Genomic DNA, 24,815 nt, shown 5'->3' on the forward strand with positions numbered 1-24,815 from the left:
TTATGGCAAAAGTTCTTGAATACTTAATCATAGCTGGCTTAGTTGTAGCAGCAGGAGTTACTGCTTGGTCAGTTTTAACTGTAAATCACCTTTTTATAGGATGAAAAATATATTTAAAGGCGGTTTTTTAACCGCCGTTTTTATTTGCTTTGCTAATTTCTTACATGCTGAAATACTATTAAATGACAATATCTTAAATACTGCAATAGAACAAAATATTACTTCAAGCTCTAAGCAAATTCGTGAGTTAACTGGAGTAAATATCGCTTTGGCATTAAGTGATAAAAAAGATTTTGAAAGTTTAAAGAGCTATGAAGCTAATTTAAGTAAACCATATATTTTACTTGTATTTTCTAAAGCTTCACATAAGGTGGATATACTTGCAAGTGATGATGCTTTAGCTTTTTTTGATAAAGAAGGTGTTTTGAGTCCTTACCCTGAAAAAGGAACGATTTTGCCTATACTTGCAAATCCTAAACAAAAAGACATTTATAATGCTGCTATTTTAAATGGTTATGCAGATATTGCTGATCAAGTGGCAAATCATTTTAATATAAAACCTTTTTATGGAAATTCAAATCGTGATACTTTAAATATCATGAGAATTTTAATTTATGGTTTTTTATGTGTCGCAATTTTGATGCTAGTTCAAAGAAAAATCAAAAGGAGAAGATAAATGCAAAATCAGAAAACATTTTGGCCTTATGGTATTTTGATTTCTTTAGGGCTTATTGTTATAGCTTGTATTGTAACGATTTTTATTGCAAGCAAAGCACCTGTATATGAAGATAATTTTTATTTTGATTCTTATCAAAATGTAGAGTTAAATTATAATGAAATTCAAAACAGACAAAAGACTTTTGATGAAAATTTTAAATTAAGCATTAAAGATAAAGAAAGCTTTATGCATAAGAAAAATCAAGTTTATTATATTAATGAAGGGCAAAATGAACTTAGGATTGCGATTGAAAATTTAAAAGATTATGACTTAAATAAACTTCAAATTCAAACCTTGCTTTCGCGTCCACATACAAATGTAAATGATGAGAATTTACAAGCAAGATTAGAAGGAAGTGATTTGGTGTTTGATTTTAATATCAAAGAAAAAGGTGTTTGGCAAATACTTTTAAAAATCACTCAAGATGAAAATAGCGTAGGATTTTTTAAATTCTTTTTACAGACTAAATAATGAAGCTTTTTGTTTTTAGCTCACTAAGAGCTTTAAGAAAATATTATGAGAAAAAACTACAAATAGACACTTTAGTAGATCCGGCTATGAGTATAGCTGAATTTATGCAAAAATTAGTTTTTTCTCCACATTTTCAAGCAACTCATTATGAGTGTTTGCTTTTGATGAAAAAGGCTTGTGAACAAACTAAAAATTTAGAACAAAGTTTGAAAATACCGAGTAATTTTTTTGCATTTTTAAAAAACAATGCTTATTTATTTAGTTTTTTTAAAGAACTTAGCTTGGAGAAAAAGGATATTAGTGCTTTAAAAAATTATGACGCTTATGCTCAGTATGATGAACATTTACAAATTTTAGAAGAGCTTTTTAAAAATTATCTTACCCTATTACATGAACAAAATTTATATGATGATATTTCTTTAGCGTTAGATTATGAAATTAATAATGATTTTTTAAAAAATTATGATGAGATTATTTTTGATTTTCAAGGTTTTTTGAATGCTTTTGAAGTAGAGCTTTTGTTAAAAGTTAAGGAAATACTTCCTCTTAAAGTGCAATTTAATTGTACTAAATTTAATAAAGATTTTTTAAGTTCTCTTAGCTTTTTACAAGGGCTTTCTCTTAAGGAAAATCATGCGTATTTATATGATGTAAACCAAGCGCAAATATTACAAGAGTGTCCTTTTGTACAAGAAAATAAAATCACTTATAAAAGTTTTAATTTACGGTCTTTGCAAGCTGCTTTTGTTTTTGAAAAAATTAACAGCTTTTTAAAAGCTGGTATTAGTGCAAAAGATATTGTAGTGATTACCCCTGATGAGAACTTTGTAGATATTTTAAGACTTTATGATAAAAACAATGTATTAAACTATGCTAATGGGGAGAGTATCAAACATACGCTTTTTTATCATAGATTAAAGACTTTATATGAAAGTGCTAAAGATGATGAGTTTGAGTATGAGCTTAGTGAAGATTTTTTTGATAGGCAAAAGCTAAACAAGCACCTATGTAATTTGCATTTTTATCCTTCTGGTGTTGATTTTATAGAGTTTAGAAAGCTTTTTGATGAAGATATCTCTTTTGATTTTTTTGAAAACTTCATCCATAATTTACTAGAAGATATTAACAATCAAGAATTGCAAGATTATATCTATCAAGAGCTTGCTTTTATCAAAGAACTTATAAAAACACATACTTTAAGTTTTAAGCAAATTTTAGAGTTATTTTTCATGCAAATTGACAGTAAAAAACTAAGTAGTGTTGGCGGTGGTGAAGTTACTGTAATGGGTCTTTTAGAAAGTAGGGGGCTCAGCTTTGATGGGGTGGTTATAGTTGATTTTAATGATGAGTTTATCCCTAAAAGAGTTTCAAGTGAGTTATTTTTAAATAATGAAATTCGAAAAAAAGCAGGACTTATTACTCATGCTCAAAGAGAAAATTTACAAAGACATTATTATTACACTTTAATAGCCAAGGCAAAATTAGTAGGAATTTCTTATGTAGAAAATGAAGAAAAAATCAAGTCAAGATTTTTAAGTGAGCTTGATTTTTCACTCATAGAAGATAAAAGATACAGTGACAATGCCTATATCAAATACTTTCAAACACACAAGTGTGATTTTAACCTTGAGCCAATTGCACATATAATGGCTAAGCATGATTATTTTAGTAAAGAGCTTACTTTTACGAGATTTCACCTTTTGATAAATTATGGCTTAGATTATTATTATAAATATGTCTTAGGACTAAAAGAACCAAAAGAATTAGAAGATACTCTTAGAGCGAATGAGCTAGGAAGTTTTATTCATAAAGCTTTGGAAAAATACTATAAACAAAACAAAAAAGCAAAATATTTTGACTATGAAAAATTTATGGATATTGTAAAAAATTTGAAAGATTACAAAATCGATGCTTTAAATTTAGCTTTAATACAAGCAATGTTTAAAGAATTTCAAGTGCTTGAAAATGAGCATTTTAAACAAGGTTTTATGGTAAGAGATTGTGAATTTTCACAAAAAAAAGATTTTATCGCTCAAAATGGAGTTAAAATTACTATTTTTGGTCGTTTAGATAGATTAGATGAAAATGAAAATGAAAAATTAGTTATAGATTATAAAACTGGGAAAATAGATGAAAAAACTTACCAGCTTGCTTTTTATAAGTTTTTATTAGAGGGTGTATACCCTTTAGAAAATATAAATGCTTGTTTTTATGATTTAAAAAATATGAAAATCGTTTATGAAAATACTGAAAGTGAAAAGGTGCAAGAGCTTAAAGACATGCTTAATGAGCTTGCAAAAGATCCTTTAGAAAAAGAATTTACTAATCAAAGAAATGATAATACCTATAGTCCTTATACCATGCTTTATAAAAAGGAGTTTAAGCTTTGAGTTGTAATTTTGAGCCTTTTTTGGCCTTAGAAGCTAGTGCAGGAAGTGGAAAAACCTTTGCATTAAGCGTGCGTTTTGTAGCCTTGGTGTTAATGGGAGCTAAGATTAATGAAATTTTAGCTCTTACTTTTACCAATAAAACCACAAGTGAGATGAAAGAAAGGATTTTTAAAACCTTTTTAGAATTTGATGTGCTTGAAAATGGAGAAAATAAAGCAGAATGCAATGAGCTTATGAGAATGCTAGGCAAAAGCAAAGAAGAGCTTGTAGATTTAAGACAAAAGCGTAAAAACGAATTTTTAAGATCTAAACTCAATATCTATACCTTTGATAGTTTTTTTTCGCAAATCATTCGTTCTTTTGCTTTAAATTTAGGTTTTATGAGTGATTTTGAGATCATAGAAAGTCAAGATAGTTATAAAAATTTCATTGCTAAATTAAACGAAGAAGAGCTAAAAAGTCTAGCGTATTACATTATCCAAACAAAAAGCAAAAGTGATTTTTTAAAAAACCTTGAAAATTTATATACCAAACATTGTGATGTTAAGCCAAATCCAAAAGCTTACTTTCCAAGCAAGGCTGCTTTAGAAAAAAATATTGATGAGTTTATAGCTTATGCAAAAAATTTAAGCGCAAATAAAAATTATCTTTCAAATTTTAATTTTGAAAGAATGGAAGATTTTTTCGCTAAGCCTATTATTAGTAATTTAAAAAAAGATTATTTTACCAAAGTCATTGATAATGAATTTTTACAAAAAAGAGCAGAACTTATACAAAATGCAAAAGAATATTTTAATCAAATGGAAAATTACCGCATAAGTATGCTTGCAAAGCTTTTGGCGCATTTTAAAGAAGCAAGAAATGAAAATAATACCAAGCAAAATGCATTAACTTTTTCAGATATAGCCTTAAAAACTTATGAATTAATTAGTGATGAGGCTAATAAAGATTTGATTTATTTTAGACTTGATGGTTATATTTCTCATTTATTAATCGATGAATTTCAAGATACTAATGTCTTGCAGTATCAAATTTTAAAGCCTATTATCGCTGAGCTTGTTTCAGGTGAGGGTGTGAAAAAAAACAGAAGTTTTTTTTATGTAGGCGATAAAAAGCAGAGTATATATGGTTTTAGAGGGGGTAAAAAAGAACTTTTTGATAAGCTTTTAAAAGACTTTCCACAAATTAAGCTAGAGCATTTGGATACTAATTATCGTAGTAAAAAGATCATTGTTGATTATGTCAATGACACCTTTAAGGATAAATTTTTTGATAGCTTTTTAAATTCTAGCTTTACTTTGCAAAAAAGCGTTAAAGAAGGCGGGTATGTAGAAATTTTGCAAAATCACATCCCTAGTAAAGATAGTTCTGTTTATGAGGCAAGTGCTAAAGAAGCTTTAAAAATCATCCATAGACTTTTAGAAAAAGGCATTAAGCTTGATGATATTTGCATTTTAGTATGGGTCAATAAAGATGCCACTTTGATTCAAGAATTTCTTGAAGAAAATGGCGTTAAAGCTTATACGCAAAGTAATGTAGCTTTGTTAGATTGTATTAGCGTAAGAGTGCTTTTTGAGTATGCAAAGGCTTGTGTGCTTAAAGATGAGTTTAGTTTGTATTTTGTAAATGATATTTTAAAAAAAGAACTTAGCTATCTTGAGCTTGATCTAAACCGCAGTGTAGGTGAAATTTTAAAATACTTGATTGATTATTTAAAGCTTGATCTAAGTGATGTTAATCTCATCGCCTATTTAGAGCATGCAAGTACTTTTGATAATTTTTTTGATTTTTTATTTAGTCCTTGTAAATTAAGTTCTTTACAAGCGCAAAATGATGGAGTTAGCATTATGACCGTGCATAAGTCTAAGGGGCTTGAATTTGAAAATTTAATCGTGCTTGATAGACTTAGTAAAAAAGCTCCAGACACTGATACTTTAATGTTTGAGTATGATTTAGAGCAGGGCTGGGAAATAAAATACAGACATAGTGCTAGAGAATACCTTGAAGATGATAGCTATAATGCCTTTTTAGACAAAAGAAAAAAACTCCAAACAGAAGATGAGATAAATTGTTTATATGTAGCACTTACTAGAGCTAAAAATTCTCTTTTTGTTATAAAAAATGATGAAAATTATAAGGGTTTTAAAGGATATTTTAAAGATTATGAAGAAAAGCAAATAGGCATTTTAGAAGAACAACTTGTCAAAACAAATGAGCCTTTGGAAAAATTAGAGCAAATAGAAAGCTTTGAAGAATTTCAAAAGGTAAATTTACAAGAAGTTAAAGTTAAAAACTATTTTACAAGTGAGCAAATACATTTTGGCTTGGCTTTGCATGAATTTTTACAATATTTTGATTTTAACACTAAAAATAATTTTGAATTTTGTAAGCAAATGGTGTATAAAAAATATCGTTTTTACTTAGATGATGAAGCTTTTAATGAGCTTTTTAAAAGACTTACTATGCTTTTAAAAGATGAGAGTTTTAACGCACTTTTAGTGGGTAAAAAGTTACTTAAAGAGCAAATCATCACTTATAAAGGCGAGCAAAAACAGCTTGATATGCTTACATTTGATGATAATGAAGCTATCATTATAGATTATAAAACAGGTTTAAATTTAAACGAGCATAAAAAGCAAGTTTTACTTTACAAAGAAGCCATAGAAAAAATCTTAACCAAGACTTCCACTAAGGCTTTTTTGGTGTATATTCTAAAAGATAAAGTGGATGTAATAGAGGTTTAACATTATATAAGATATCTATATCGTTTTATTTTTTAAGTTGTGTATTTTTTCATACTCAATATTTTTCATATAGTGGTAAGAATATTTAAGCTTTAAATATTCTTAAATTAAGTATTAATTAAGCTAAAATAATTATAATCTCATTTTTAAAAAAATTTTTGGCAAAGGTAAGATGATGACAAAGATAACAAAGCCAAACGAAGTAAAACGCGAATGGATCGTTTTAGACGCTGAAGGAAAGCGTTTTGGTCGTCTTTTAACAGAAGTAGCGACTATTTTAAGAGGTAAAAATAAACCTTGCTATACTCCAAATGTTGATTGTGGAGATTATGTAATCATTATCAATGCTTCTAAAGCAGTTTTCACAGGTGCAAATAAAGCAGAAGATAAACTATACCACAGACATTCAGGGTATTTTGGAAGTGTAAAAAGTGAAAAATTTGGTGATTTATTAGAAAAAAATCCAGTTAAATTATATAAATTAGCAGTTCGTGGTATGCTACCTAAAACAAACCTAGGTAGAGCTATGCTAAAAAAATTAAAAATTTATGCAGGTAGCGAACATCCTCATACTGCTCAAATTGCTAATAAAGGAAAATAATCATGGCAACAACATACGCAACAGGTAAAAGAAAAACCGCTGTAGCTAAAGTTTGGGTAAAAGCTGGTAGTGGTAAAATCATCGTTAATGGTATGGATTTAAACACTTGGCTTGGCGGACATGAAGCTATAAAATTAAAAGTAGTTCAGCCTTTATTAGTAACTAAGCAAGAAACTTCTATGGATATTAAAGCAACAACTTTAGGCGGTGGATACAGCGCTCAAGCTGAAGCTTTAAGACATGGTATTTCAAGAGCTTTAGCTGCTATGGATGCAGATTTTAGAGCATTATTAAAACCAAAAGGACTTCTTACTAGAGATAGTAGAACTGTTGAGCGTAAAAAATACGGTCGCAGAAAAGCAAGAAGAAGCCCACAATTCTCTAAACGTTAATCTTTTTTTGGATCCATTTTTGGATCCATTTTTTCTTTCATTTTTTAAAAAAATCATATTTTTTCATATATTTTAGTTTTGTTTAAAATTATAGGATTTTTTATTTATAATAAACTTTTATAATTTCAAAGTCCGATCAGGGAAACCTCCTTTTTGTAGTAAATTTAAGCCCCTTACCCAAAAGGGGCTTATTTTATTTTAATATTCATTTTATATAATACCCCATTTATTTTCATTTTTAAGGATAGACGATGAAAAAAATCATAGGATTGGTTAGTTTAGTTAGTGCTTTGTTTGCTTTTGATGCTAGCAAAATAGAAATCACTCCAACCTTTAACTACACAACTCCAGAAGGAAATTTAGATCTTAAAAATTATGGTGGAGTGGGATTGAGATTTGGTTATCATTATGATGGTTTATGGCTAGATCAGGCTGAACTTGGCTTAGAGTATTATGACAATGCAAAATATAATAATCCAAACGATAATACACATACAGATACTAGTGTTTCAAGATTTTATGTAAATGCTATTAAAGGAATTGATCTGGCTAATCATGTATATTTATATGGTTTGTTGGGAACAGGTTATGAGTATTTGAGTCATGGAGCTTATGAAAATAAAAGTGGTATGTTTGCTCAATATGGTGCAGGTTTTAAATTTGCACTTGGAGAAGATTTGGCTTTAAGACTTGAAGCAAGAGATCAAATTAAATTCAATAATGGTGAACATAATTTGATTTCTAGTGTTGGCTTGAGTTTTTATTTTGGTAATAAAACTCCAAAAACTCCTCAAACTGCAACTAAACAAATCGAAGAAAAACCGCAATCAAAACAAATTGATAAATCATGTCCAGAACCAAGAAAAGGTGCTTTACTTGATCATATAGGTTGTGAAAAAACAATAGCGCTTGAAGGACATTTTGGTTTTGATCAAATCACTATAAACCCTGAATTTGCACAAAAAATCCAAGAAGTAGGTAAGGTTTTAGAAGAAAACCCACAATATTATACTATTTTAGAGGGTCACACAGATAGTACAGGAACTAAAGCTTATAATCAAAAATTATCATTAGAGCGTGCAAAGGCAGTTGCGAAAGAACTTGAAAAATCAGGCGTAGCTAAAGAAAAAATTGCAACTAAAGGCTATGGTTTTGATAAGCCAAAAGTAAGCAATGATACTAAAGAAGGTCGCGCGCAAAATAGACGCGTGGAAGCAAAATTTTTCATTAAAGAATAAGCTTTGTTAAAAAAGACAATTTTGTTTGACTTAGATGGCACTTTGATAGACTCTACAAGTGCCATTTTAGATGGATTTGATGCTGCTTTTAAAGCTTTTGGCGAGCCTTTGAGAGATCATGAAGCCATTAAAGCTTTAATAGGCTTTCCTTTAGATGTGGCTTTTGAAAAACTTGGAGTGCCAAAGGAAAAAACAAGTGAGTATATTAATGCTTATAGAAGCGTATATCAAAAAATCTATATAGAGCAAACTTCTTTGCTCTCTTTGGCAAAAGAAAGTGTATATGAGGCTAGTTTGTTTGCTGATTTAGCTGTTGTAACGACTAAAAGTTCTAAATTTTCCAAACCTTTGCTAGATCATTTAGGGATAGGAAAATACTTTAAAGTTATTATAGGTAGAGATGATGTAACTCACCCAAAACCAAATGCTGAGCCTATTTTATTAGCTTTAGAAAAATTATCTAAAGGTAAAGAAAATGCATTTATGATTGGAGATACTCATTTAGATATCCAAGCAGCTTGTAATGCTGGCGTTAAACCCATAGCAGTAAGTAGTGGTTATGAAAGCAAGGAAAGTTTAGCTAAATTTAAAATTCCACTTTTTAAAAATACTTATGAGGCAATAGAGTATATAAAAAATATCCGATAATTTCACACTCAAACTCCATACTTATAAATAATAAAAATTTTTTATCATTGTTTAAGACAATTCAAGATAAAGTAGCTATTGATTTTAAGTAATTATTTTAATTATAAGGATAATTAGATGAGTAAAATAATGAAAACAATGGATGGTAATGAAGCAGCAGCTTATGCAGCTTATGCATTTACAGAAGTTGCCGGAATTTATCCTATTACCCCAAGTTCACCAATGGCAGATTATACTGATATATGGGCTTCTCAAGGTAAAAAAAACCTTTTTGGAGTACCGGTTAAAGTTGTAGAGATGCAAAGTGAAGCAGGAGCGGCAGGGACGGTTCATGGTTCTTTGCAAGCTGGCGCTTTAACTACTACTTATACTGCCTCTCAAGGACTTTTACTAAAAATACCAAATATGTATAAAATCGCGGGTCAGCTTTTACCTGGGGTTATTCATGTGGCAGCTAGAGCTTTGGCTTCTCAAGCACTATCTATCTTTGGCGATCATCAAGATGTTTATGCGGCAAGACAAACAGGCTTTGCTATGCTTTGTTCGCATTCTGTGCAAGAAAGTATGGATTTAGCAGGTGTTGCACACTTAGCAGCTATTAAAGGTAGAGTACCTTTTATGCATTTTTTTGATGGTTTTAGAACAAGCCATGAAATCCAAAAAATTGAAGTAATGGATTATGCGCATTTTGATCGTTTGCTTGACCGTGAAGCTTTATTAGAATTTAGAAATTCCTGTCTAAATCCAGAAAATCCAAAAACAAGAGGTACGGCTCAAAATGATGATATTTATTTTCAGACAAGAGAGTTAGCAAATAAATATTATGAAGCTATTCCTGACATTGTTAATGAATATATGCAAGAAATTTCAAAAATTACAGGAAGAGAATACAAACCTTTTGTATATTATGGGGATAAAAACGCAACGCGCATTGTAGTAGCAATGGGTTCAGTGACTGAAGCTTTAAAAGAGGTTGTAGATCATCTAAACAACAAAGGCGAAAAAGTAGGGGTTTTAAAAGTTCATTTATATAGACCATTTAGTTTAAAATATTTATTTGATGTAATGCCTCAAAGTGTTGAAAAAATTGCTGTATTAGATAGAACTAAAGAGCCAGGTAGTTTAGGTGAGCCACTTTATTTAGATTTGAAAAGCGCATATTATGGAAAAGAAAAAGCACCTTTAATCGTTGGTGGTAGATATGGACTTTCTTCAAAAGATGTTGATCCTGCTCAACTTCTAGCGGTTTTTGAAAACTTAAATCAAGCAAATCCAAAAGATGGTTTTACCATAGGAATTAATGATGATGTGACCTTTACTTCATTGCCTGTGGGAGAAAAAATTTCTTTGGGTGATGAGAGTACTATAGAGTGCCTATTCTATGGACTTGGTGCTGATGGTACTGTAGGGGCGAATAAAAACTCTATTAAAATTATAGGGGATAAAACAGACTTTTATGCACAAGCTTATTTTGCTTATGATTCTAAAAAATCAGGTGGTTATACAAGAAGCCATTTAAGATTTTCTAAAAAACCTATCACTTCAACCTATCTAGTTTCTACACCGCATTTTGTAGCGTGTTCAGTGGCTGCTTATTTAGAAATTTATGATGTTTTAGCAGGCATTAGAAAAGGTGGAACTTTCCTTTTAAATAGTATTTGGAGTGCGCAAGAGACTATTAAGAAGATTCCAAATGCAGTAAAAAGGGTTTTAGCGCAAAAAGAAATTAATTTTTATATTATTAATGCTACAAAACTTGCTAGAGAAATAGGACTAGGTAGTAGAACAAATACAATTATGCAATCAGCGTTTTTCAAGCTTGCTAATATCATTCCTTTTGAAGATGCGCAAAAATATATGAAAGAATTGGCTTATAAATCATATAGTAAAAAAGGTGATGCTATAGTTGAGATGAATTACAAAGCTATTGATGTGGGTGCAGATGGACTTGTAAAAGTTGATATTGATCCTTCTTGGGCAAATTTAGCTGATGAAGTTAAAGAAGAAACTATAGCCTATAAAGGCACTGAATTTGTTGAAAAAATCGCAAAACCTATGAATGCAGCCAAGGGAGATGATTTACCAGTTTCAGCATTTTTGGGTTATGAAGATGGTAGTTTTGAGCATGGTACTACTGAGTATGAAAAAAGAGGCGTTGGTGTTATGGTGCCAAGATGGATAGAAACTAATTGTATTCAGTGTAATCAATGTGCTTCAGTGTGTCCGCATGCGGTTATTAGACCTTTCTTGATTGATGAAGAAGAATTAAACAATGCTCCAGCAGGTGTAAAAGAACATAGTTTAAATGCAAAAGGCGTAAAAGAGCAAAAATTAAATTTCAAAATTCAAGTTTCGCCACTTGATTGTACAGGTTGTGAGCTTTGTGTACATGAGTGTCCAACTAAAGAAAAATCTTTAGTAATGGTTCCACTAGGTGAAGAGCTTGATCATGGTGAGCAGGAAAATGCAGATTATTTATTCAAAAAAGTAAGCTATAAAGATAATATCTTAAATAGAGAAAATGCAAAAGGTATTCAATTCGCTCAACCTTTATTTGAATTCCATGGAGCATGCCCAGGGTGTGGAGAAACTCCTTATATCACTTTAATCACTAGATTGTTTGGTGAAAGAATGATTATCGCTAATGCGACAGGTTGTAGTTCTATTTATGGTGGTTCAGCTCCTTCAACTCCATATAGAAAAAGTAATAAAAATGGTCATGGACCAGCTTGGGGTAATTCTTTATTTGAAGATAATGCTGAATTTGGTCTTGGTATGAAAATAGCAACTGAAACAACAAGACATAAAATTGAGCAAATCATGAATGAAAGTATGCAAGAAGTTCCTAATGCGCTTTCTGCATTATATAAAGAATGGATTGCAAATAAAGAAGATTCTAAAGCTTCTTTAGAGCTAAGAGATAAGTTAGTGCCATTGCTAGAAGAAAATAAACAGATTAAAACTGTAAATGATATTTTAGAACTGAAAAGCTATTTAAGTAAAAAATCACATTGGATTTTTGGTGGTGATGGTTGGGCTTATGATATAGGTTATGGTGGGCTTGATCATGTTTTAGCAAGTGGTGAAAATGTAAATATTTTAGTGCTTGATACTGAAGTGTATTCTAATACTGGAGGCCAAAGCTCAAAATCTTCAAGAACAGGTTCAGTAGCTCAATTTGCTGCAGCAGGTAAGCCAGTGCAGAAAAAAGATCTGGGTCAAATTGCTATGACTTATGGTTATATTTTTGTAGCTCAAGTAAATTCTAATGCAAATTATGCGCAATTGTTAAAAGCAATAATAGCAGCAGAAGCTTATGATGGACCTTCTTTGATTATTGCTTATTCTCCTTGTATAGCTCATGGTATTAAAGGTGGGCTTGGAAATTCAGGAAATCAAGCAGAACTTGCCACAAAATGTGGATATTGGCCAACTTATATTTATGATCCACGTTTAGAAGCAGAAGGTAAAAATCCTTTAACAATTTCTTCTAAAGAGCCTGATTGGGATTTATATGAAAGCTTTTTAATGAATGAAGTGCGTTATAATTCTTTGAAAAAATCAAATCCTGAGCAAGCAAAAGAATTATTTGAAAAAAACAAAGCAGAAGCACAACGCCGTTATAGACAACTTAAACGTCTAGCAAGTGCTGATTTTAGTAATGAAAATTAAAATTTGCTTCGATTTTTACTTGTGAGTTTATGGGTGCTTAGTGCTTTTGGTGCTAAGTACCCATTTTTGAATCAAGATTGCAGTAATATTGATTTTTCTTTGATTCAAGATCCTTTTTTTCAAAAGACTACAAATATAAAATCTGATTTTTCTTTGCAAGCTATCATTTCTAATAAAGTTAAGATTAATGATAAATGGTATGCTTTAAATGATGATATTGAAGGTTTTAAGATTGTTGAGATTAAAAATTCTCAAGTTGTATTGATAAAGGAAGAAAAAATCATGGTTTTAAAATTGTATGAAAAAAATAATATTTTTATTTATTAGCATCTTAACTTTTACAAACGTTTTTGCTTCACAGTGTCATCAACGCTTTTTTGATATAAGTGTAGAAAATAAAACTTCTTTGATTGAAATTTTAAATGAACTTGGTAGAGAATGTGGTTTTAGTATTATAATAAAAGATTCATTAGCCAGAGAAAAGTTAAATCATACTCAAAATTATTTGCACATAAGAAAAATGTCTTTAAGAGAAATTTTTAAACTTTTATTGATGGAAAATAATCTTGCTTATGAGTATGAAAAAAATATTTTAAAAATTTATGGAAGACAAGTTAAAACTTTTAAAGTGCATTATATAAGCTCTATTAGAGAAGGGCAAAGTATTACCAAAGCTTCAGTGGATTCAAGACCTAAACAGGGCGATTATGATAGTGCTAAAGAAGCAGATAATTTGGTCATTAGCACGGATAAATTTGATTTTTGGGAAAAAATTTCAGAAGAAATACAAGCTTTATTAGATGAAAATACAACTAAGCCTATTATTAATACTAATGCAGGGATTATCACTTTAAATGCTACTTTGTATGAGCTTACAAGGGTTGAAAAATATTTAAAAGATTTAAATAAAAGACTTAAAAAACAAGTTTTAATTGATGTAAGTATAGTTGCAGTACATTTAAATAAAAGTCATTCAAGTGGAATTAATTGGCAAGAGCTTGCTTTTAAACTTAATGGAGATGATAATGATTTTATAATCAATAAAGGCGGTGTTAAAAATATTAATCTTAAAGCTAATGTTGAAACTAAGGCTATTTTAAATTTATTACAAGAAAATGGTAAAACTACTGTACTTTCTAACCCAAAACTTATGGCACTTAATAATCAGCAAGCTATTATTTCCATAGGTGATACGATTAATTATCAAGTAAAAGAAAGCTCTAAGGGTACTGAAATGGTACAACTATTAGTGAAACTTATAATAATTATTCTATTTTTGTAGGAATTTTACTAAATATTTTGCCAGAAATTTCAGATGATCATAAAATCATGCTTAGGATTAATCCTAGTTTGAGTGATTTTAAATATAGTGTTGATAATCATAGACAAAATAAACCAAGAAATATAGCACCAGATACTATACAAAAAAAGCTTTCTACTGTAGTTGAAGTTGATGATGGACAAACTTTAATTTTGGGTGGATTGATTAGTAAAAATACGATTAGTAACCATAATGAAGTAAGTGCTTTATCTAAAATACCACTTTTTGGTGCTTTATTTCAAGGAAAGCAAAATTTAGAAGATATTAGTGAAATAGTTTTTATCATCAAGCCAAGTTTAATAAGAGCTGATAAAAAAGTATTAAGTTTGAAAGAATTAGGTTTTGAACATGAAGATGATATGTTTTAATTTTTTAATTTGTTTGTCTTTTTTGAATGCAATGAATATTCAAAATGAAAGTTTTGAGCAAAATGTATTCTATGAAAAATTTATTAATCACCCAAGTTATGAAAATGCTTTAAATTTGGCTAAATATTTTTATCAAATAAAAGATTATCAAAAGGCCGTTTTTTGGGCTATTGAGGCAAATGAATTTGAGTTGTTGGAAAAAGAAGCATGGTTAGTTTTTATCAATGCTAAATTAAAACTTGGAAAGTATGAAGATGCTTTAAGAGCTAAAGAAGAGTATGAAAAACTTTTAGGAAATTATTTTGAATGATGCAAAAACAATAAAAGCTTTAAATGAACTTTCTTTGCAAGAATTGGCTTTAGAGTATAAATTGGAAATTTTAGACTTAAATCAAACTCTTAAAATAGAAAAATATCTTCATGTTTTGCCTTTTTCTTTAATAGAACAATATAATATTTTTTGTTTTTATGAAGATGATGAAAATATTCATATAGCTTCTTTAAAACCTTTAGATGAGAGTATTTTAGAAAAAATACAAAATTTATACCGCTTAAAGGTTATTAAAATTTTTCTTTGCGATGTTACACAATTTAAATTCTTGCTAGAAAGGATTAAATTTTTAATTTGCTTTCAAAACTATCTTGATAAATTAGAGCTTAATTTAAAAAGTGATGAAAATAAAGATGAGTTTTTATTAGAGCAGTTTTTGAATTTAATTTTAACTTATGCTTGTTTTTTAAGAGCAAGTGATATTCACTTGGAGCCTTTGGAAAATGAAGTTTTGATAAGATTTAGAATAGATGGAGAATTAAAATATATCCATAGTCTTGATGTAGATTCTTATCAGGCTTTATTAATGCATATAAAAATCATTGCCTTACTTAATGTAGCCGAACAAAGACAAGCTCAAGATGGGAGTTTTTCTAAGATAATCTTAGAGCAAAAGTATGACTTTAGAATTTCAATTATGCCTTTGTTATTTGGGCAAAGTGTGGTGGTTAGGATTTTAAAACAAGATGAGCATGTTTTAAAACTTGATAGACTTTTTATTAAAGAAGAAAATTTAATCTATTTGAAAAAATACATGAATGCACCTTATGGTTTGATTTTATTTTGCGGGCCAACGGGGAGTGGTAAAAGCACTTTTATGCATGCTATTTTAAACGAGCTTGATCAAAATAAAAAAATCATTACTCTAGAAGATCCTATAGAATATAAACTTAAACATGCTCAGCAAATTTTGTTAAATTCTAAAACTGGTTTTGATTTTCACAAAGCTTTAAGAGCGGTTTTAAGGCAAGATCCTGATGTGATTATGGTGGGTGAAATCAGAGATGAGGAGAGTTTGGATATAGTTTTAAAAGCTTCTTTAAGTGGACATTTAGTTTTAAGCACCTTGCATACTAATGGTGCTATAGAAGCTATTTTTAGAATGAAACACATGGGTGCAAAAGAGTATTTAATAGCTTATGCGCTTAATTTGATCATAGCCCAACGTTTGGTAAGAAAATTATGTAAATGTAAAGAACTTAGCGATGAAAAATTTCATTTTCAAAATCAAGTTTTTGAAGGAAAATTTTATAAAGCAAAGGGTTGTGCTAAGTGTATGTATAGTGGATATAAAGGGCGCTTAATGGTGGCTGAGTTTTTGTTTTTAGACCATAATTTAAAAAGTATGATAGAAAATAATGCAAATTATGAAAATATTTTAACATATGCTTTAAAAAAAGGCTTTTTAACTTTAGGTATGGATGCTTTGGAAAAAGTTAAGCTTGGTTTAACAAGTGTAGATGAGCTAAGAAAGATTGGTTTTTGAAAAAATTTATTATTTTTTATGCTTTAAACAAAGAGCAAAAGCAAAGTATAATTAAAGCCAAAAATCTATATGAAGCCAGAAATCTTGCACAAAAATCATTTGAAAATATAATTAGTGTTGAAGAATACTTTGGGACAACAAAACATAAAATTAAAGAAGAAGAGCTTATTTTTATCCTTAAAGATTTAAGTATGATTTTAAAAGCAGGATTAAGCTTACAAGAAGCTATTTTAGAATTTGCAAGATCAAATCATGATGTGCATATAGCTACAATATTTAGTATGATTTATAATAAACTCAAAAATGGAAGCTCTTATAATGAAGCTTTTAGAGGTGTTTTAAATTCTAGAGAATGTGCTGTTTTAAAAATTTGTGACGGTAAGGAGGATTTATATAAGGCTTTTGAGATTATCATTAATCTAAAAGAGAAAAACCTTCATAGTTTTAAGCAGTTTAAAAAGTCTATAACTTATCCACTTTTTGTTTTTACATGTATTATTTTAGCTTTTTTTGTACTGATGATTTTGGTTTTGCCTGAATTTAAAACTTTATTTTTGCAACTTGAACTAGATTTGCCAAAAATCACTCAAATTCTTTTTGTTTTAGGAGATTTTTTTAAACATTTTTATGTATTTATTTTATTAGGTATGGGATTTTTTATAATGCTTGCTTACTCTTTTAGAAAGTCTTTGTTTTTTCATAAAATTCTTTTTTATTCTCCCATTTTTGGAAAGATAATATTTTATCAAGATAAATTTTGTTTTTTCTTGATTTTTTCTTATTTATTGAAAGCAGGGGTGGATATAAAAAGAGCTTTTGAGCTTGCTTGTGAAGGTATAGAAAATCAATTTTTTAAAAACAAAATGTTTATTATAAAGACTTCATTTGAATCAGGACTTGATTTAGATCAAGCTTTTTTCAAAATAAAGCTTTTTGAATCTTTTGCGATAAGAATGTTAAATTTAGCTTTAAAAAGTTCTAAACTAGATGAGAGTACTTATGAGCTTGCTTTATTTTATGAACATAAAAAAGAAAATTACACTCAAAGACTTTTAAGTGTTTTAGAGCCTTTGATGACAATTTTTATGGCGAGTTTGATTTTAGTTTTAGCCTTGGGTGTATTTTTACCTATGTGGCAAATTAGTCAAGGAATTTAAACAAGATAATCATAAGCAACCTTAGCTATAGTTAAAGCAACCATAGTTAAAAAGAGTTTTTTGATAAAAGTTCCTTGTGTTTTTAAGACTAGTTTTGAGCCTACAAAGGCACCTAAGACTTGGCCTATACCCATTAAAATACCAACTTTCCAAAGTACTTCATAAGAGTATAAAAACACCCCTAAAGCCACTACATTGCTAGTGAAATTTAAGATTTTAGTATTAATGCTTGCATTTTTCATACTAAAACCAAGAAATATTACACAAGCAAAAATCCAAAAAGACCCAGTTCCAGGCCCTAAAAAGCCATCATAAAAGCCAAGCAATAAACCAAAAGTGACTTGAAAGCTTGCGGCGCTCATTTTTGCTTCATTATGAACATTTCCTAAATTAGGTTTAAAAATAGTATAAAGAAAAACTAAAGCTAGGCATATTAGCACAATGATTTTAACAGCGTTTTGATCTATTAGTAAAACTGCATAAGTACCAATAACAGCTCCAATTGCGGTAAATAAAATACCTAAAGCAATTTTTTCTATATTCATATGTTTTCTATAAGATAAAACCGCAGTAAGTGAGCCAAAAGTGCTTTGAAGTTTATTGGTAGCTAGGGCTAAATGAGGAGGGATCCCGCAAGCAAATAAAGCAGGTATAGTAATAAGTCCACCACCACCTACAATCGCATCAACACAGCCTGCAAAAGCAGCAACAAAAAATAAAATCACATAATAAGTTAATTCAAGCTCCATAAGCTTTCCTTGTTTTGTCCGATTCTATATAGAGCAAAATCATATTTTATAGGATCTTGTGGATCAAATTTTTTAAGACTTTGAGTAAGCTCTAAAACACTTTTAAAATCATAAATCTTACGCTTTAAAAGCTTAAGTTTTAATGAAACTTTATGAGTATGGGTGTCTAAGGGTATAAGTAAATCTTTTTTATCGATATTTTTAAACAAACCCAAATCAAGCTCATCTTTTCTTACCATCCACCTAAGATACATATTGTATCTTTTTAAAGGACCTTTTGGAGTTTTAAATTCTTTTGAAAAGAAAAACTCATAACCATAGCTTTTATAAGGATTAAGCTTATAAATTGTTTCTATAAAAAATTTTATTGCTTGTGTGATATTTTGTTCTTTTTGATAAGCCTTGGTAAAAATATTTTCTATGCTATCTTCATTTTTTAAGCGTTTAAGTGTGATAAAAATTTGAGCTATGTCTTGAGAGTTTTGAAAGCGGTATTTTAGATCTTTGCATTCTTTTTTAATAATCTCATCATTTCTTTCAAACAAAGAAAAATCAAGTTTTTTTAAAAAATTTACAATATTTTTAGCATTTCCATAAGCAAATAAAGCGCAAAGCAAAGCTATAGTTTCATCTTTATAAACACTTGCAATTTGCAAAGGATCAGGATGAGAGAAAAGCTCTTTTTGAGTATTTTTACTTAAAATAGCCTCATCTAAAAGAGCTTTAATTTGCATTAAGATTTTAAACCAAGTAAGGTTTCAAGCATTTGATCAACAGTAGTTACGATTTTAGCTGCAGCGCCATAACTTGCTTGATATTGTATAAGCGCTGCTAATTCTTCGTTAGTATTTACACCACTTTTTGATTGATATTCTGCATAGGCTGTATTAAATACTGTCATATTAGTTGCATGCGCAAAACCATTGCTTTCAGCATCTGAAGCAATTTGACCTGTAAATTTTCTATAATATCCATCTAAAGACATAGTATCAACTGTACCATCTTTATTATAAAAATTTACTTTTTGATTTTGAAGTTGCAACATAGCATTAGCTACATCATTGTTTCCATCAACTCCATTTGAGCTTGCTTTTAAGCTATTTGGATCATTTCTAATGCTTGAATTTACATTGATATTGCTTGCATCTTGACCATTAAAAAACGAAGATACATTTAAAGCACCTGGGAAATTTGTACCATTGTCTTTAAAAGCTATTTTATAACCCTTTTTTAAGCCATTGATTTGGAAATTTCCACTATCACTTTGTCCATCATAATGATAAAAGGCTTGAAAATAATCATTTAAATCATTACCAGGTTTTCCATCATGGTTGTCATCTATATCTGCATTGATTTGCTTAACAACATCTTCTATGGTGGTATTAACATCAATTTTTATGGTTCTAGTAGCTACTGCATTGCCTTCTTCATCATAAATTGTGATGTCAAAGCTTCCTGCTTGGATATTTTTATCATAACTCATTAAAGAAGTATCAGGTTTTAAGCCTTTTAAATCATCCGAATTTACTTTATCAGTTGCTGCTTGAGCATAGACATTATTAGTTTGAGTTATAAGTGTTTTTGTAAAGGTATTGAGCATATCTTTATACTCTTGCAATTTTCCATCGCTGTAAGTATCGTGATTGCCATCATAGTTTCTACCTCTAAGGTCAAGCTGAGCTCCAAGTTGTCCACCTGAAATTTTACTAGTTAAATCATAGCGGTTTTCATCATTTACTTCATAATAAATTTGATAAAATCCATTAGGATTATTATCATCTAATTTTAAAGGATGAAAGCTAGAGCCATTGACTATACTAAAACCTTGAATACTTAAATCATAATATCTTCCAGAATCAGTCATAGTAGATTCTAGGGTACTATCTTGAGAGCTTTTCCCTTTCCAGGCTACTGCATCAACTAATTTTGAAAGTCTAAGTTCAAGTTCATCTCTTTTATCTCTTAATTGATTAGCATTATCAGTAGGTAAAACTTCTTCATTTTCAAGTTGTTTGTTGATATTTGCAATTTCTTGACCAATATTATTGATCTCATCTACAGTTTGTCTGATTTGCTCGTTGACAGTTTGTTGCATTTTGCTAAGATCTTGTAGGGTTTTTTGTATGTTTTGAGTTAATGTATTTGCACTATTAACAAGATCTATTTTACTTGCTCCATCACTTGGATTAGAAGCAAAATTATTCCATGCATCATAATAATTTTTATAATCTTGTAAAATACCAGTTCCTTGCATATCAGGAAATCTTTGGCTTGCTTCTTGTAAAATTTGTCCTAAATAATTTGTATAATTTTGTTGAGTAGTGGCATTTTTTAACTCATAATAAGAGTGCTCATCGTGCAATCGTTTTATGGTATCAATTTGTGTGCCTGTTCCTAAGTGTAAACCACCTCTATCAAGAGACATACCTGAGCTTTGCACAGCTCTTTGTCTTGTGTAAAATACTGCGTCTGCATTGGCAATATTATTACCTGTTGTGTTAATTTGAAGCTCAGCAGCTCTTATGCCACTAACTCCGGTATATAAGCTATCAAAAATTCCCATGACTTAGCCTTTAAACATTAATCTTAAATAATGAATCTGGAATTGTTTTATTGTCTCCATAAGCATTATTTGTTCCATTTTGTTCAAACATTGCATTTAAAAGATTGTCGTAAAAATTTTTAATAATAAGAGCTAGTTTGGCATATTCTTTATTTTTTTGGTGTAAGGTATTTAAATTTTGCTTTAAAAGAGCAAGTTTTTCTTTATCTTCGTCATCCAAAAGCTCATCTAAGCCTTTATTGTTTCCTTGGTTACTAAGTTCTACCAAAGCCTTGTCAAGATTTTTTTTAGCAATTTGGAAGTCATTTACAAGTTTAGTTTTATCTTCAACACTTTTACTTACATGTTTATGATTAGCAGCTTGAATTTGTGCTATATCTTCTAAAGTAAGATTGATGAGTTTTTCTAAAATAGAATTTGTTTCATCTAAATATTGTTTAACCATTTTTTATCCTTTCTTAGGCACCAACCCAAAAAAGGATAAAAATTATAATAAAGAATCTGCTATTGCTTTAGAAGTGGCTTGTAGATTGATTTTATACTCGCCATTTTTAATTTGAGAAGCAATTAAAGATGCTTTACTTTCTTCTGCCTTTTGAGTTTCTTTTGCCTTGTTGTTTTCTTTGTTTTCTGTTTTATTTATATCATTAGTAGCAACCTGAGCTACATAACTTTGATGTATAGGGTTTATCATTTTAAGCCTCCAGTTCTATTGAAAAACTCTAAGAACTATATCGACACTTAAAAAAATAACTTAACCCCTTTCTTTTAAATAATCAAATAATAATTTTGAAAAACCTAACCCCCCGCTTAATGCTTTACTCATAGTATCATTATACATAGATGAATAAATTTCATCACTTGCATCTTTTCCAAATAAAGAATTTTCTTGTTTTAAAGAAATATCCAAAACACTTTTGATTAAAAAAGCTTCAAAAGCATCAGTTTGTTCTTTTAAAGCTTTATCTTCATCATTTAATGCTTGTATATGAGTTAAATCATTTTTAAAAGCACTATCTGCATAGTTTTTAGCAGCCTTGTAGCTATTGTTGTGTTTAGTAATACTTTCATAAAGTTCGCTACTATAGTTTTTGCTCGCTAAATAATTATCAACTCTCATCATATCACCTCTAATTCAGCACTAATTGCACCAGCTCTTTTTAAATTTTGCATAATAGCTATGATATCATTTGGCGCTGCTCCAAGTTTATTTAGCATTCTAGCTATGTTTGCTACTGTTGTTTTATTGTTTGTGATTTTTAAAGTATTAGATACTGGATCTAAAATACCACCATCTTTCATATCGATTTCATTTTGTCCTAAAGCTACGGTATTGTTTGGATCTATTTTTATAGTGATATCTTTATGAGTAATTAATATAGGTTCAACTTCTATATTTACTCCCGCTACTATAGTTCCTGTTCTTTCATCGATGATCACTTTACTTTCTGGAGTATAAGCTATATCTTGTTCTAATACTCTTGCCATAAATTCAACATGAGAAAATTCTTCAGGTTTTGTTAATTTTATAGTTCTAGAATCTAAAGCTTTTGCTATATCTGTATCAAAAATAGTATTTAAAACTCTTTCTATATTGTTAGCCGTTTTAAAATCTGCTTCTTTTAAACTTAAAATCAAATCTTCACTTTGGCTAAAGTTTTGTGGAATTTCTCTTTCTACGACTGCACCATTAATAACATTTGCTGAGGTTGAGTGTGTTCCTGCTGCGCCTGGTCTTGGACTAAGTCCACCTATAGCTAAAGAGCCTTGAGCTACTGCATAAATTTCTCCATCAACCCCTTTTAGAGCTGTCATAAGTAAGGTTCCACCTTGTAAAGATTTGGCATCACCTAAAGAAGCTACGCTTACATCAAGCTTATCCCCACTTCTTGCAAAAGCAGGAAGTTTTGCTGTAACCATTACTGCTGCTGTATTTTTTGATTTTATATCACCTGGGCTAACTTTTACATTCATACCCTGAAGCATATTTGAAATAGATTGTAGAGTAAATTCGCTACTTGTACCATCTCCGCTTCCATTTAAACCAACAACCAAACCATATCCTATAAGTTGGTTATCTCTAACACCTACTACATTGGTAAGTTCTTTAATAGTAGCTGCAAAAACGCTTAGACTTAGCACCAAGCTTAAAAATAATATTCTCATCGATTCTTCCTTTAATCTATGCTATTTTCATAAATTAAAGCAAAAAAGGTTCCAAATTTATATAAAGGAGTAAAAACTTAGAGTGGTTGAACCGAATTTTTTTTCTTTTGTTTTTTCGTAATTTTGTATTTTAGCTGGAGTTTTAAAAGTACTGTGATGTTCTATGATGATGATTTTAACATTTGAATTTTTTATATTTTCTATCAACTTTAAAGTTTTTTCGTAAATATCAAAAAAACCTTCTCTAATATCAAAGGGTGGATCAAGATATAAAATAATATCTTCTTTGGAATTTTGAATAATTTGAGGGGTTTTTTTAAAAGTATCATCATTAAAGCAAATGGTATTTTGATCAATATTGGAAGCATTTTTTAAAGCAATTTCATAAGCTTTTTTATCTTTTTCTATAGCATAACTTTTTAAGCAGCCATTACTTCTTGCCTCTAATGCCATTAAAGCACTTCCTCCAAAGGCCTCTATGAAAACCTTATCTTGTAAAGAAAAACGCAAAACATTAAAAACACAAGATTTTACTATGCTTTTGGTGCTTCTTGTGGTATCTAGACTAGGAAGTAAAATTTTTTTACCTTTATAGATTCCACTTTCTATGGTGGTGTAAATTTTTTGAGTTTGTTTTTTTGAGTTTGTTTTTTTATCTTCTTTGTAATTTTTTAAAAAATCTTTTACGCTTTGATATTCTTGTATTTTATGCATTATTATTTTCTTCTTTGATAAGATTTTTTAACTCTGTTTTGTAAAGATCAAATATTGCATCGATTTTTTCATGACTTTCTTGACGTAATTGCTCTAAAATGGCTTCACATTTTTGATTCATAAGTTTTTTTTCACGCATGGCTATTTTATAAGCAATACTTTGTAAACTTGCATTGAAATCATTTAAAGCATTAAGTAATTCCTCTATATTAAAAGGATGAGATAAAAAATTTGATTTTTTATTGATGATAAATTGTGGTTTTTGCGTGTTAACTTTTTCATCACAGACTAAAAAATCACAATCTTTTTTTAAAACTAAAAAATCCCTCAAAGCGATTTCTAAAGTTTTTTCTAAAATTAAATCCTTACATTCAAGAGCGATTTTCATTGACTAAACTCACTTTTAATTTGTGTTTTTTTAAAGTGTATGGTACTATACCTAGAGCTAAATTTGCAAGCTCTGCAAAAGTTAAAATATAAAAATCTTCAAAATTTCTATTTGAAATAACTTGTAATTCTTTATAACATTTATCAAACATATAAAAAGAATAAAAATCCTCAACTACTAAAAAATCACAACCATTATCATAAGCATCTAATACGACAGAAGCTGCACATTTGTATGCTAATTGGGTGTTTAAATTTAAAAAACTATAGCCACAACTTTTGTATTTTCTTTCAAAATCTATTACATTTGCTTTAAGCACTTTGGCAAGTTCTAAAGAGCAGCTTGCATCCGAAAATCCCTGATATACACCTATATTAAATTGTTCAAAAAAATGCTTAATGTGTTCTTGTTTAAGATGATCTAAAAAAATCTTTGGAGCATATTGGATTTTTTCAATTTTACTCATAATTTCATAAGAGCTACATTCACAAGCTAAAATATTATCCTCATCCATCATTCTAGAATATTCATCTAAGATATCTTTTGGATCATAATCAATAATAAAATAATTTTTACCCAAAGGCTTTTCGCATAATGTGCTTTGAACTCCAACTTTATCTAAAGCATCTTTGATAATATCAAAATAACAAAATAAATCATTATTGCTATTGGTGTAGATTTTGTACATTACTCATTCC

24 protein-coding genes and 1 pseudogene are annotated in these 24,815 nt (G+C 29.4%); 15 read left to right on the forward strand and 10 right to left on the reverse strand.

The features are described from left to right. Positions 1 to 2 precede the first annotated feature (2 nt). The 15 genes and pseudogenes from L8X24_RS04600 (at position 3) to L8X24_RS04670 (ending at position 17,537) form a co-directional block, all read left to right on the forward strand. A complete protein-coding gene (locus tag L8X24_RS04600; protein ID WP_149062088.1) occupies positions 3 to 104 on the forward strand; it encodes a hypothetical protein in 102 nt (33 codons plus the stop codon). Continuing rightward, positions 101 to 676, forward strand: a complete 576-nt coding sequence (locus tag L8X24_RS04605; RefSeq protein WP_149062089.1) for a hypothetical protein — start codon at positions 101 to 103, stop codon at positions 674 to 676. Before L8X24_RS04600 ends, L8X24_RS04605 begins: the two co-directional genes overlap by 4 nt. Then, positions 677 to 1,189: a FixH family protein gene (locus L8X24_RS04610; protein WP_263663813.1), complete on the forward strand. Its 513-nt coding sequence runs from the start codon at positions 677 to 679 to the stop codon at positions 1,187 to 1,189. Then, complete coding sequence (locus tag L8X24_RS04615) at positions 1,189 to 3,579, forward strand: PD-(D/E)XK nuclease family protein (protein WP_263663814.1); 2,391 nt, start codon at positions 1,189 to 1,191, stop codon at positions 3,577 to 3,579. The genes L8X24_RS04610 and L8X24_RS04615 overlap by 1 nt, the downstream gene beginning before the upstream one ends. Then, positions 3,576 to 6,323 carry a RecB-like helicase gene (locus L8X24_RS04620; protein WP_263663815.1) on the forward strand — a complete coding sequence of 916 codons (2,748 nt, stop codon included), beginning with the start codon at positions 3,576 to 3,578 and terminating at the stop codon, positions 6,321 to 6,323. The genes L8X24_RS04615 and L8X24_RS04620 overlap by 4 nt, the downstream gene beginning before the upstream one ends. A 175-nt stretch (positions 6,324 to 6,498) precedes the next feature. Next, complete coding sequence (gene rplM, locus L8X24_RS04625) at positions 6,499 to 6,924, forward strand: 50S ribosomal protein L13 (protein ID WP_039617653.1); 426 nt, start codon at positions 6,499 to 6,501, stop codon at positions 6,922 to 6,924. A 2-nt stretch (positions 6,925 to 6,926) separates the two neighbouring features. After that, positions 6,927 to 7,316, forward strand: coding sequence for a 30S ribosomal protein S9 (gene rpsI, locus L8X24_RS04630; RefSeq protein WP_039617655.1), 390 nt, complete (start codon positions 6,927 to 6,929; stop codon positions 7,314 to 7,316). Positions 7,317 to 7,567: 251 nt separating this feature from the next. After that, positions 7,568 to 8,554, forward strand: coding sequence for an OmpA family protein (locus L8X24_RS04635; protein WP_263663816.1), 987 nt, complete (start codon positions 7,568 to 7,570; stop codon positions 8,552 to 8,554). Between the two features lie 3 nt (positions 8,555 to 8,557). After that, positions 8,558 to 9,202: an HAD family hydrolase gene (locus tag L8X24_RS04640; protein ID WP_263663817.1), complete on the forward strand. Its 645-nt coding sequence runs from the start codon at positions 8,558 to 8,560 to the stop codon at positions 9,200 to 9,202. A gap of 117 nt (positions 9,203 to 9,319) precedes the next feature. Further along, positions 9,320 to 12,874 (forward strand): pyruvate:ferredoxin (flavodoxin) oxidoreductase, encoded by a 3,555-nt coding sequence (gene nifJ / locus L8X24_RS04645; RefSeq protein ID WP_263663818.1) that lies wholly within the window; start codon positions 9,320 to 9,322, stop codon positions 12,872 to 12,874. Between the two features lie 66 nt (positions 12,875 to 12,940). Further along, on the forward strand, positions 12,941 to 13,201 hold the full coding sequence (locus tag L8X24_RS04650) for a hypothetical protein (protein WP_263663819.1): 261 nt from the start codon (positions 12,941 to 12,943) through the stop codon (positions 13,199 to 13,201). Further along, positions 13,173 to 14,563, forward strand: a pseudogene (gene mshL, locus L8X24_RS04655) (pilus (MSHA type) biogenesis protein MshL). The gene L8X24_RS04650 and the pseudogene mshL overlap by 29 nt, the downstream one beginning before the upstream one ends. Beyond that, positions 14,544 to 14,873, forward strand: a complete 330-nt coding sequence (locus L8X24_RS04660) for a hypothetical protein (RefSeq protein WP_263663820.1) — start codon at positions 14,544 to 14,546, stop codon at positions 14,871 to 14,873. The pseudogene mshL and the gene L8X24_RS04660 overlap by 20 nt, the downstream one beginning before the upstream one ends. Next, positions 14,866 to 16,380: a GspE/PulE family protein gene (locus tag L8X24_RS04665; protein ID WP_263663821.1), complete on the forward strand. Its 1,515-nt coding sequence runs from the start codon at positions 14,866 to 14,868 to the stop codon at positions 16,378 to 16,380. The genes L8X24_RS04660 and L8X24_RS04665 overlap by 8 nt, the downstream gene beginning before the upstream one ends. Continuing rightward, positions 16,377 to 17,537: a type II secretion system F family protein gene (locus L8X24_RS04670; RefSeq protein ID WP_263663822.1), complete on the forward strand. Its 1,161-nt coding sequence runs from the start codon at positions 16,377 to 16,379 to the stop codon at positions 17,535 to 17,537. Before L8X24_RS04665 ends, L8X24_RS04670 begins: the two co-directional genes overlap by 4 nt. On the opposite strand, the gene L8X24_RS04675 is transcribed toward L8X24_RS04670, so the two are convergent. Genes L8X24_RS04675 through L8X24_RS04720 form a run of 10 tightly spaced genes read right to left on the reverse strand, consistent with a single transcriptional unit; the run spans position 17,534 to position 24,805 of the window. After that, a complete protein-coding gene (locus L8X24_RS04675) occupies positions 17,534 to 18,286 on the reverse strand; it encodes a TSUP family transporter (protein ID WP_263663823.1) in 753 nt (250 codons plus the stop codon). The genes L8X24_RS04670 and L8X24_RS04675 overlap by 4 nt on opposite strands. Next, positions 18,271 to 19,020: a TIGR02757 family protein gene (locus L8X24_RS04680; RefSeq protein WP_263663824.1), complete on the reverse strand. Its 750-nt coding sequence runs from the start codon at positions 19,018 to 19,020 to the stop codon at positions 18,271 to 18,273. Before L8X24_RS04680 ends, L8X24_RS04675 begins: the two co-directional genes overlap by 16 nt. Then, positions 19,020 to 20,849: a flagellar hook-associated protein FlgK gene (flgK, locus tag L8X24_RS04685; protein WP_263663825.1), complete on the reverse strand. Its 1,830-nt coding sequence runs from the start codon at positions 20,847 to 20,849 to the stop codon at positions 19,020 to 19,022. The genes L8X24_RS04680 and flgK overlap by 1 nt, the downstream gene beginning before the upstream one ends. 10 nt (positions 20,850 to 20,859) lie before the next feature. Beyond that, positions 20,860 to 21,294, reverse strand: coding sequence for a flagellar protein FlgN (locus L8X24_RS04690; RefSeq protein WP_263663826.1), 435 nt, complete (start codon positions 21,292 to 21,294; stop codon positions 20,860 to 20,862). 42 nt (positions 21,295 to 21,336) lie between these two features. Next, positions 21,337 to 21,543, reverse strand: coding sequence for a hypothetical protein (locus L8X24_RS04695; RefSeq protein WP_012661139.1), 207 nt, complete (start codon positions 21,541 to 21,543; stop codon positions 21,337 to 21,339). Positions 21,544 to 21,603: 60 nt separating this feature from the next. Continuing rightward, positions 21,604 to 21,969, reverse strand: coding sequence for a rod-binding protein (locus L8X24_RS04700; RefSeq protein ID WP_039617679.1), 366 nt, complete (start codon positions 21,967 to 21,969; stop codon positions 21,604 to 21,606). Further along, entirely contained in the window at positions 21,969 to 23,015 is a 1,047-nt protein-coding gene (locus L8X24_RS04705) for a flagellar basal body P-ring protein FlgI (protein ID WP_039617681.1), read from the reverse strand. The genes L8X24_RS04700 and L8X24_RS04705 overlap by 1 nt, the downstream gene beginning before the upstream one ends. 57 nt (positions 23,016 to 23,072) lie before the next feature. Further along, positions 23,073 to 23,729: an RsmD family RNA methyltransferase gene (locus tag L8X24_RS04710; protein WP_263663827.1), complete on the reverse strand. Its 657-nt coding sequence runs from the start codon at positions 23,727 to 23,729 to the stop codon at positions 23,073 to 23,075. Then, complete coding sequence (locus tag L8X24_RS04715; RefSeq protein ID WP_263663828.1) at positions 23,722 to 24,117, reverse strand: hypothetical protein; 396 nt, start codon at positions 24,115 to 24,117, stop codon at positions 23,722 to 23,724. Before L8X24_RS04715 ends, L8X24_RS04710 begins: the two co-directional genes overlap by 8 nt. Further along, positions 24,101 to 24,805 carry a hypothetical protein gene (locus L8X24_RS04720; RefSeq protein ID WP_263663829.1) on the reverse strand — a complete coding sequence of 235 codons (705 nt, stop codon included), beginning with the start codon at positions 24,803 to 24,805 and terminating at the stop codon, positions 24,101 to 24,103. Before L8X24_RS04720 ends, L8X24_RS04715 begins: the two co-directional genes overlap by 17 nt. Positions 24,806 to 24,815 lie beyond the last annotated feature (10 nt).

Source organism: Campylobacter sp. CNRCH_2015_0814 (genome assembly GCF_025772765.1).
Taxonomy (GTDB): domain Bacteria; phylum Campylobacterota; class Campylobacteria; order Campylobacterales; family Campylobacteraceae; genus Campylobacter_D.

Bases quoted from the DNA above. Each gene is read 5' to 3' on its own strand.
- L8X24_RS04700 (WP_039617679.1), bottom strand. From the start codon at position 21,969: ATGAGAGTTGATAATTATTTAGCGAGCAAAAACTATAGTAGCGAACTT.
- flgK (WP_263663825.1), bottom strand. From the start codon at position 20,849: ATGGGAATTTTTGATAGCTTATATACCGGAGTTAGTGGCATAAGAGCT.
- L8X24_RS04715 (WP_263663828.1), bottom strand. From the start codon at position 24,117: ATGAAAATCGCTCTTGAATGTAAGGATTTAATTTTAGAAAAAACTTTA.
- rpsI (WP_039617655.1), top strand. From the start codon at position 6,927: ATGGCAACAACATACGCAACAGGTAAAAGAAAAACCGCTGTAGCTAAA.
- L8X24_RS04675 (WP_263663823.1), bottom strand. From the start codon at position 18,286: ATGGAGCTTGAATTAACTTATTATGTGATTTTATTTTTTGTTGCTGCT.
- L8X24_RS04720 (WP_263663829.1), bottom strand. From the start codon at position 24,805: ATGTACAAAATCTACACCAATAGCAATAATGATTTATTTTGTTATTTT.
- L8X24_RS04710 (WP_263663827.1), bottom strand. From the start codon at position 23,729: ATGCATAAAATACAAGAATATCAAAGCGTAAAAGATTTTTTAAAAAAT.
- L8X24_RS04615 (WP_263663814.1), top strand. From the start codon at position 1,189: ATGAAGCTTTTTGTTTTTAGCTCACTAAGAGCTTTAAGAAAATATTAT.
- L8X24_RS04635 (WP_263663816.1), top strand. From the start codon at position 7,568: ATGAAAAAAATCATAGGATTGGTTAGTTTAGTTAGTGCTTTGTTTGCT.
- L8X24_RS04690 (WP_263663826.1), bottom strand. From the start codon at position 21,294: ATGGTTAAACAATATTTAGATGAAACAAATTCTATTTTAGAAAAACTC.
- rplM (WP_039617653.1), top strand. From the start codon at position 6,499: ATGACAAAGATAACAAAGCCAAACGAAGTAAAACGCGAATGGATCGTT.
- L8X24_RS04605 (WP_149062089.1), top strand. From the start codon at position 101: ATGAAAAATATATTTAAAGGCGGTTTTTTAACCGCCGTTTTTATTTGC.
- L8X24_RS04705 (WP_039617681.1), bottom strand. From the start codon at position 23,015: ATGAGAATATTATTTTTAAGCTTGGTGCTAAGTCTAAGCGTTTTTGCA.
- L8X24_RS04695 (WP_012661139.1), bottom strand. From the start codon at position 21,543: ATGATAAACCCTATACATCAAAGTTATGTAGCTCAGGTTGCTACTAAT.
- L8X24_RS04680 (WP_263663824.1), bottom strand. From the start codon at position 19,020: ATGCAAATTAAAGCTCTTTTAGATGAGGCTATTTTAAGTAAAAATACT.
- L8X24_RS04610 (WP_263663813.1), top strand. From the start codon at position 677: ATGCAAAATCAGAAAACATTTTGGCCTTATGGTATTTTGATTTCTTTA.
- L8X24_RS04600 (WP_149062088.1), top strand. From the start codon at position 3: ATGGCAAAAGTTCTTGAATACTTAATCATAGCTGGCTTAGTTGTAGCA.
- L8X24_RS04660 (WP_263663820.1), top strand. From the start codon at position 14,544: ATGAAGATGATATGTTTTAATTTTTTAATTTGTTTGTCTTTTTTGAAT.
- nifJ (WP_263663818.1), top strand. From the start codon at position 9,320: ATGAGTAAAATAATGAAAACAATGGATGGTAATGAAGCAGCAGCTTAT.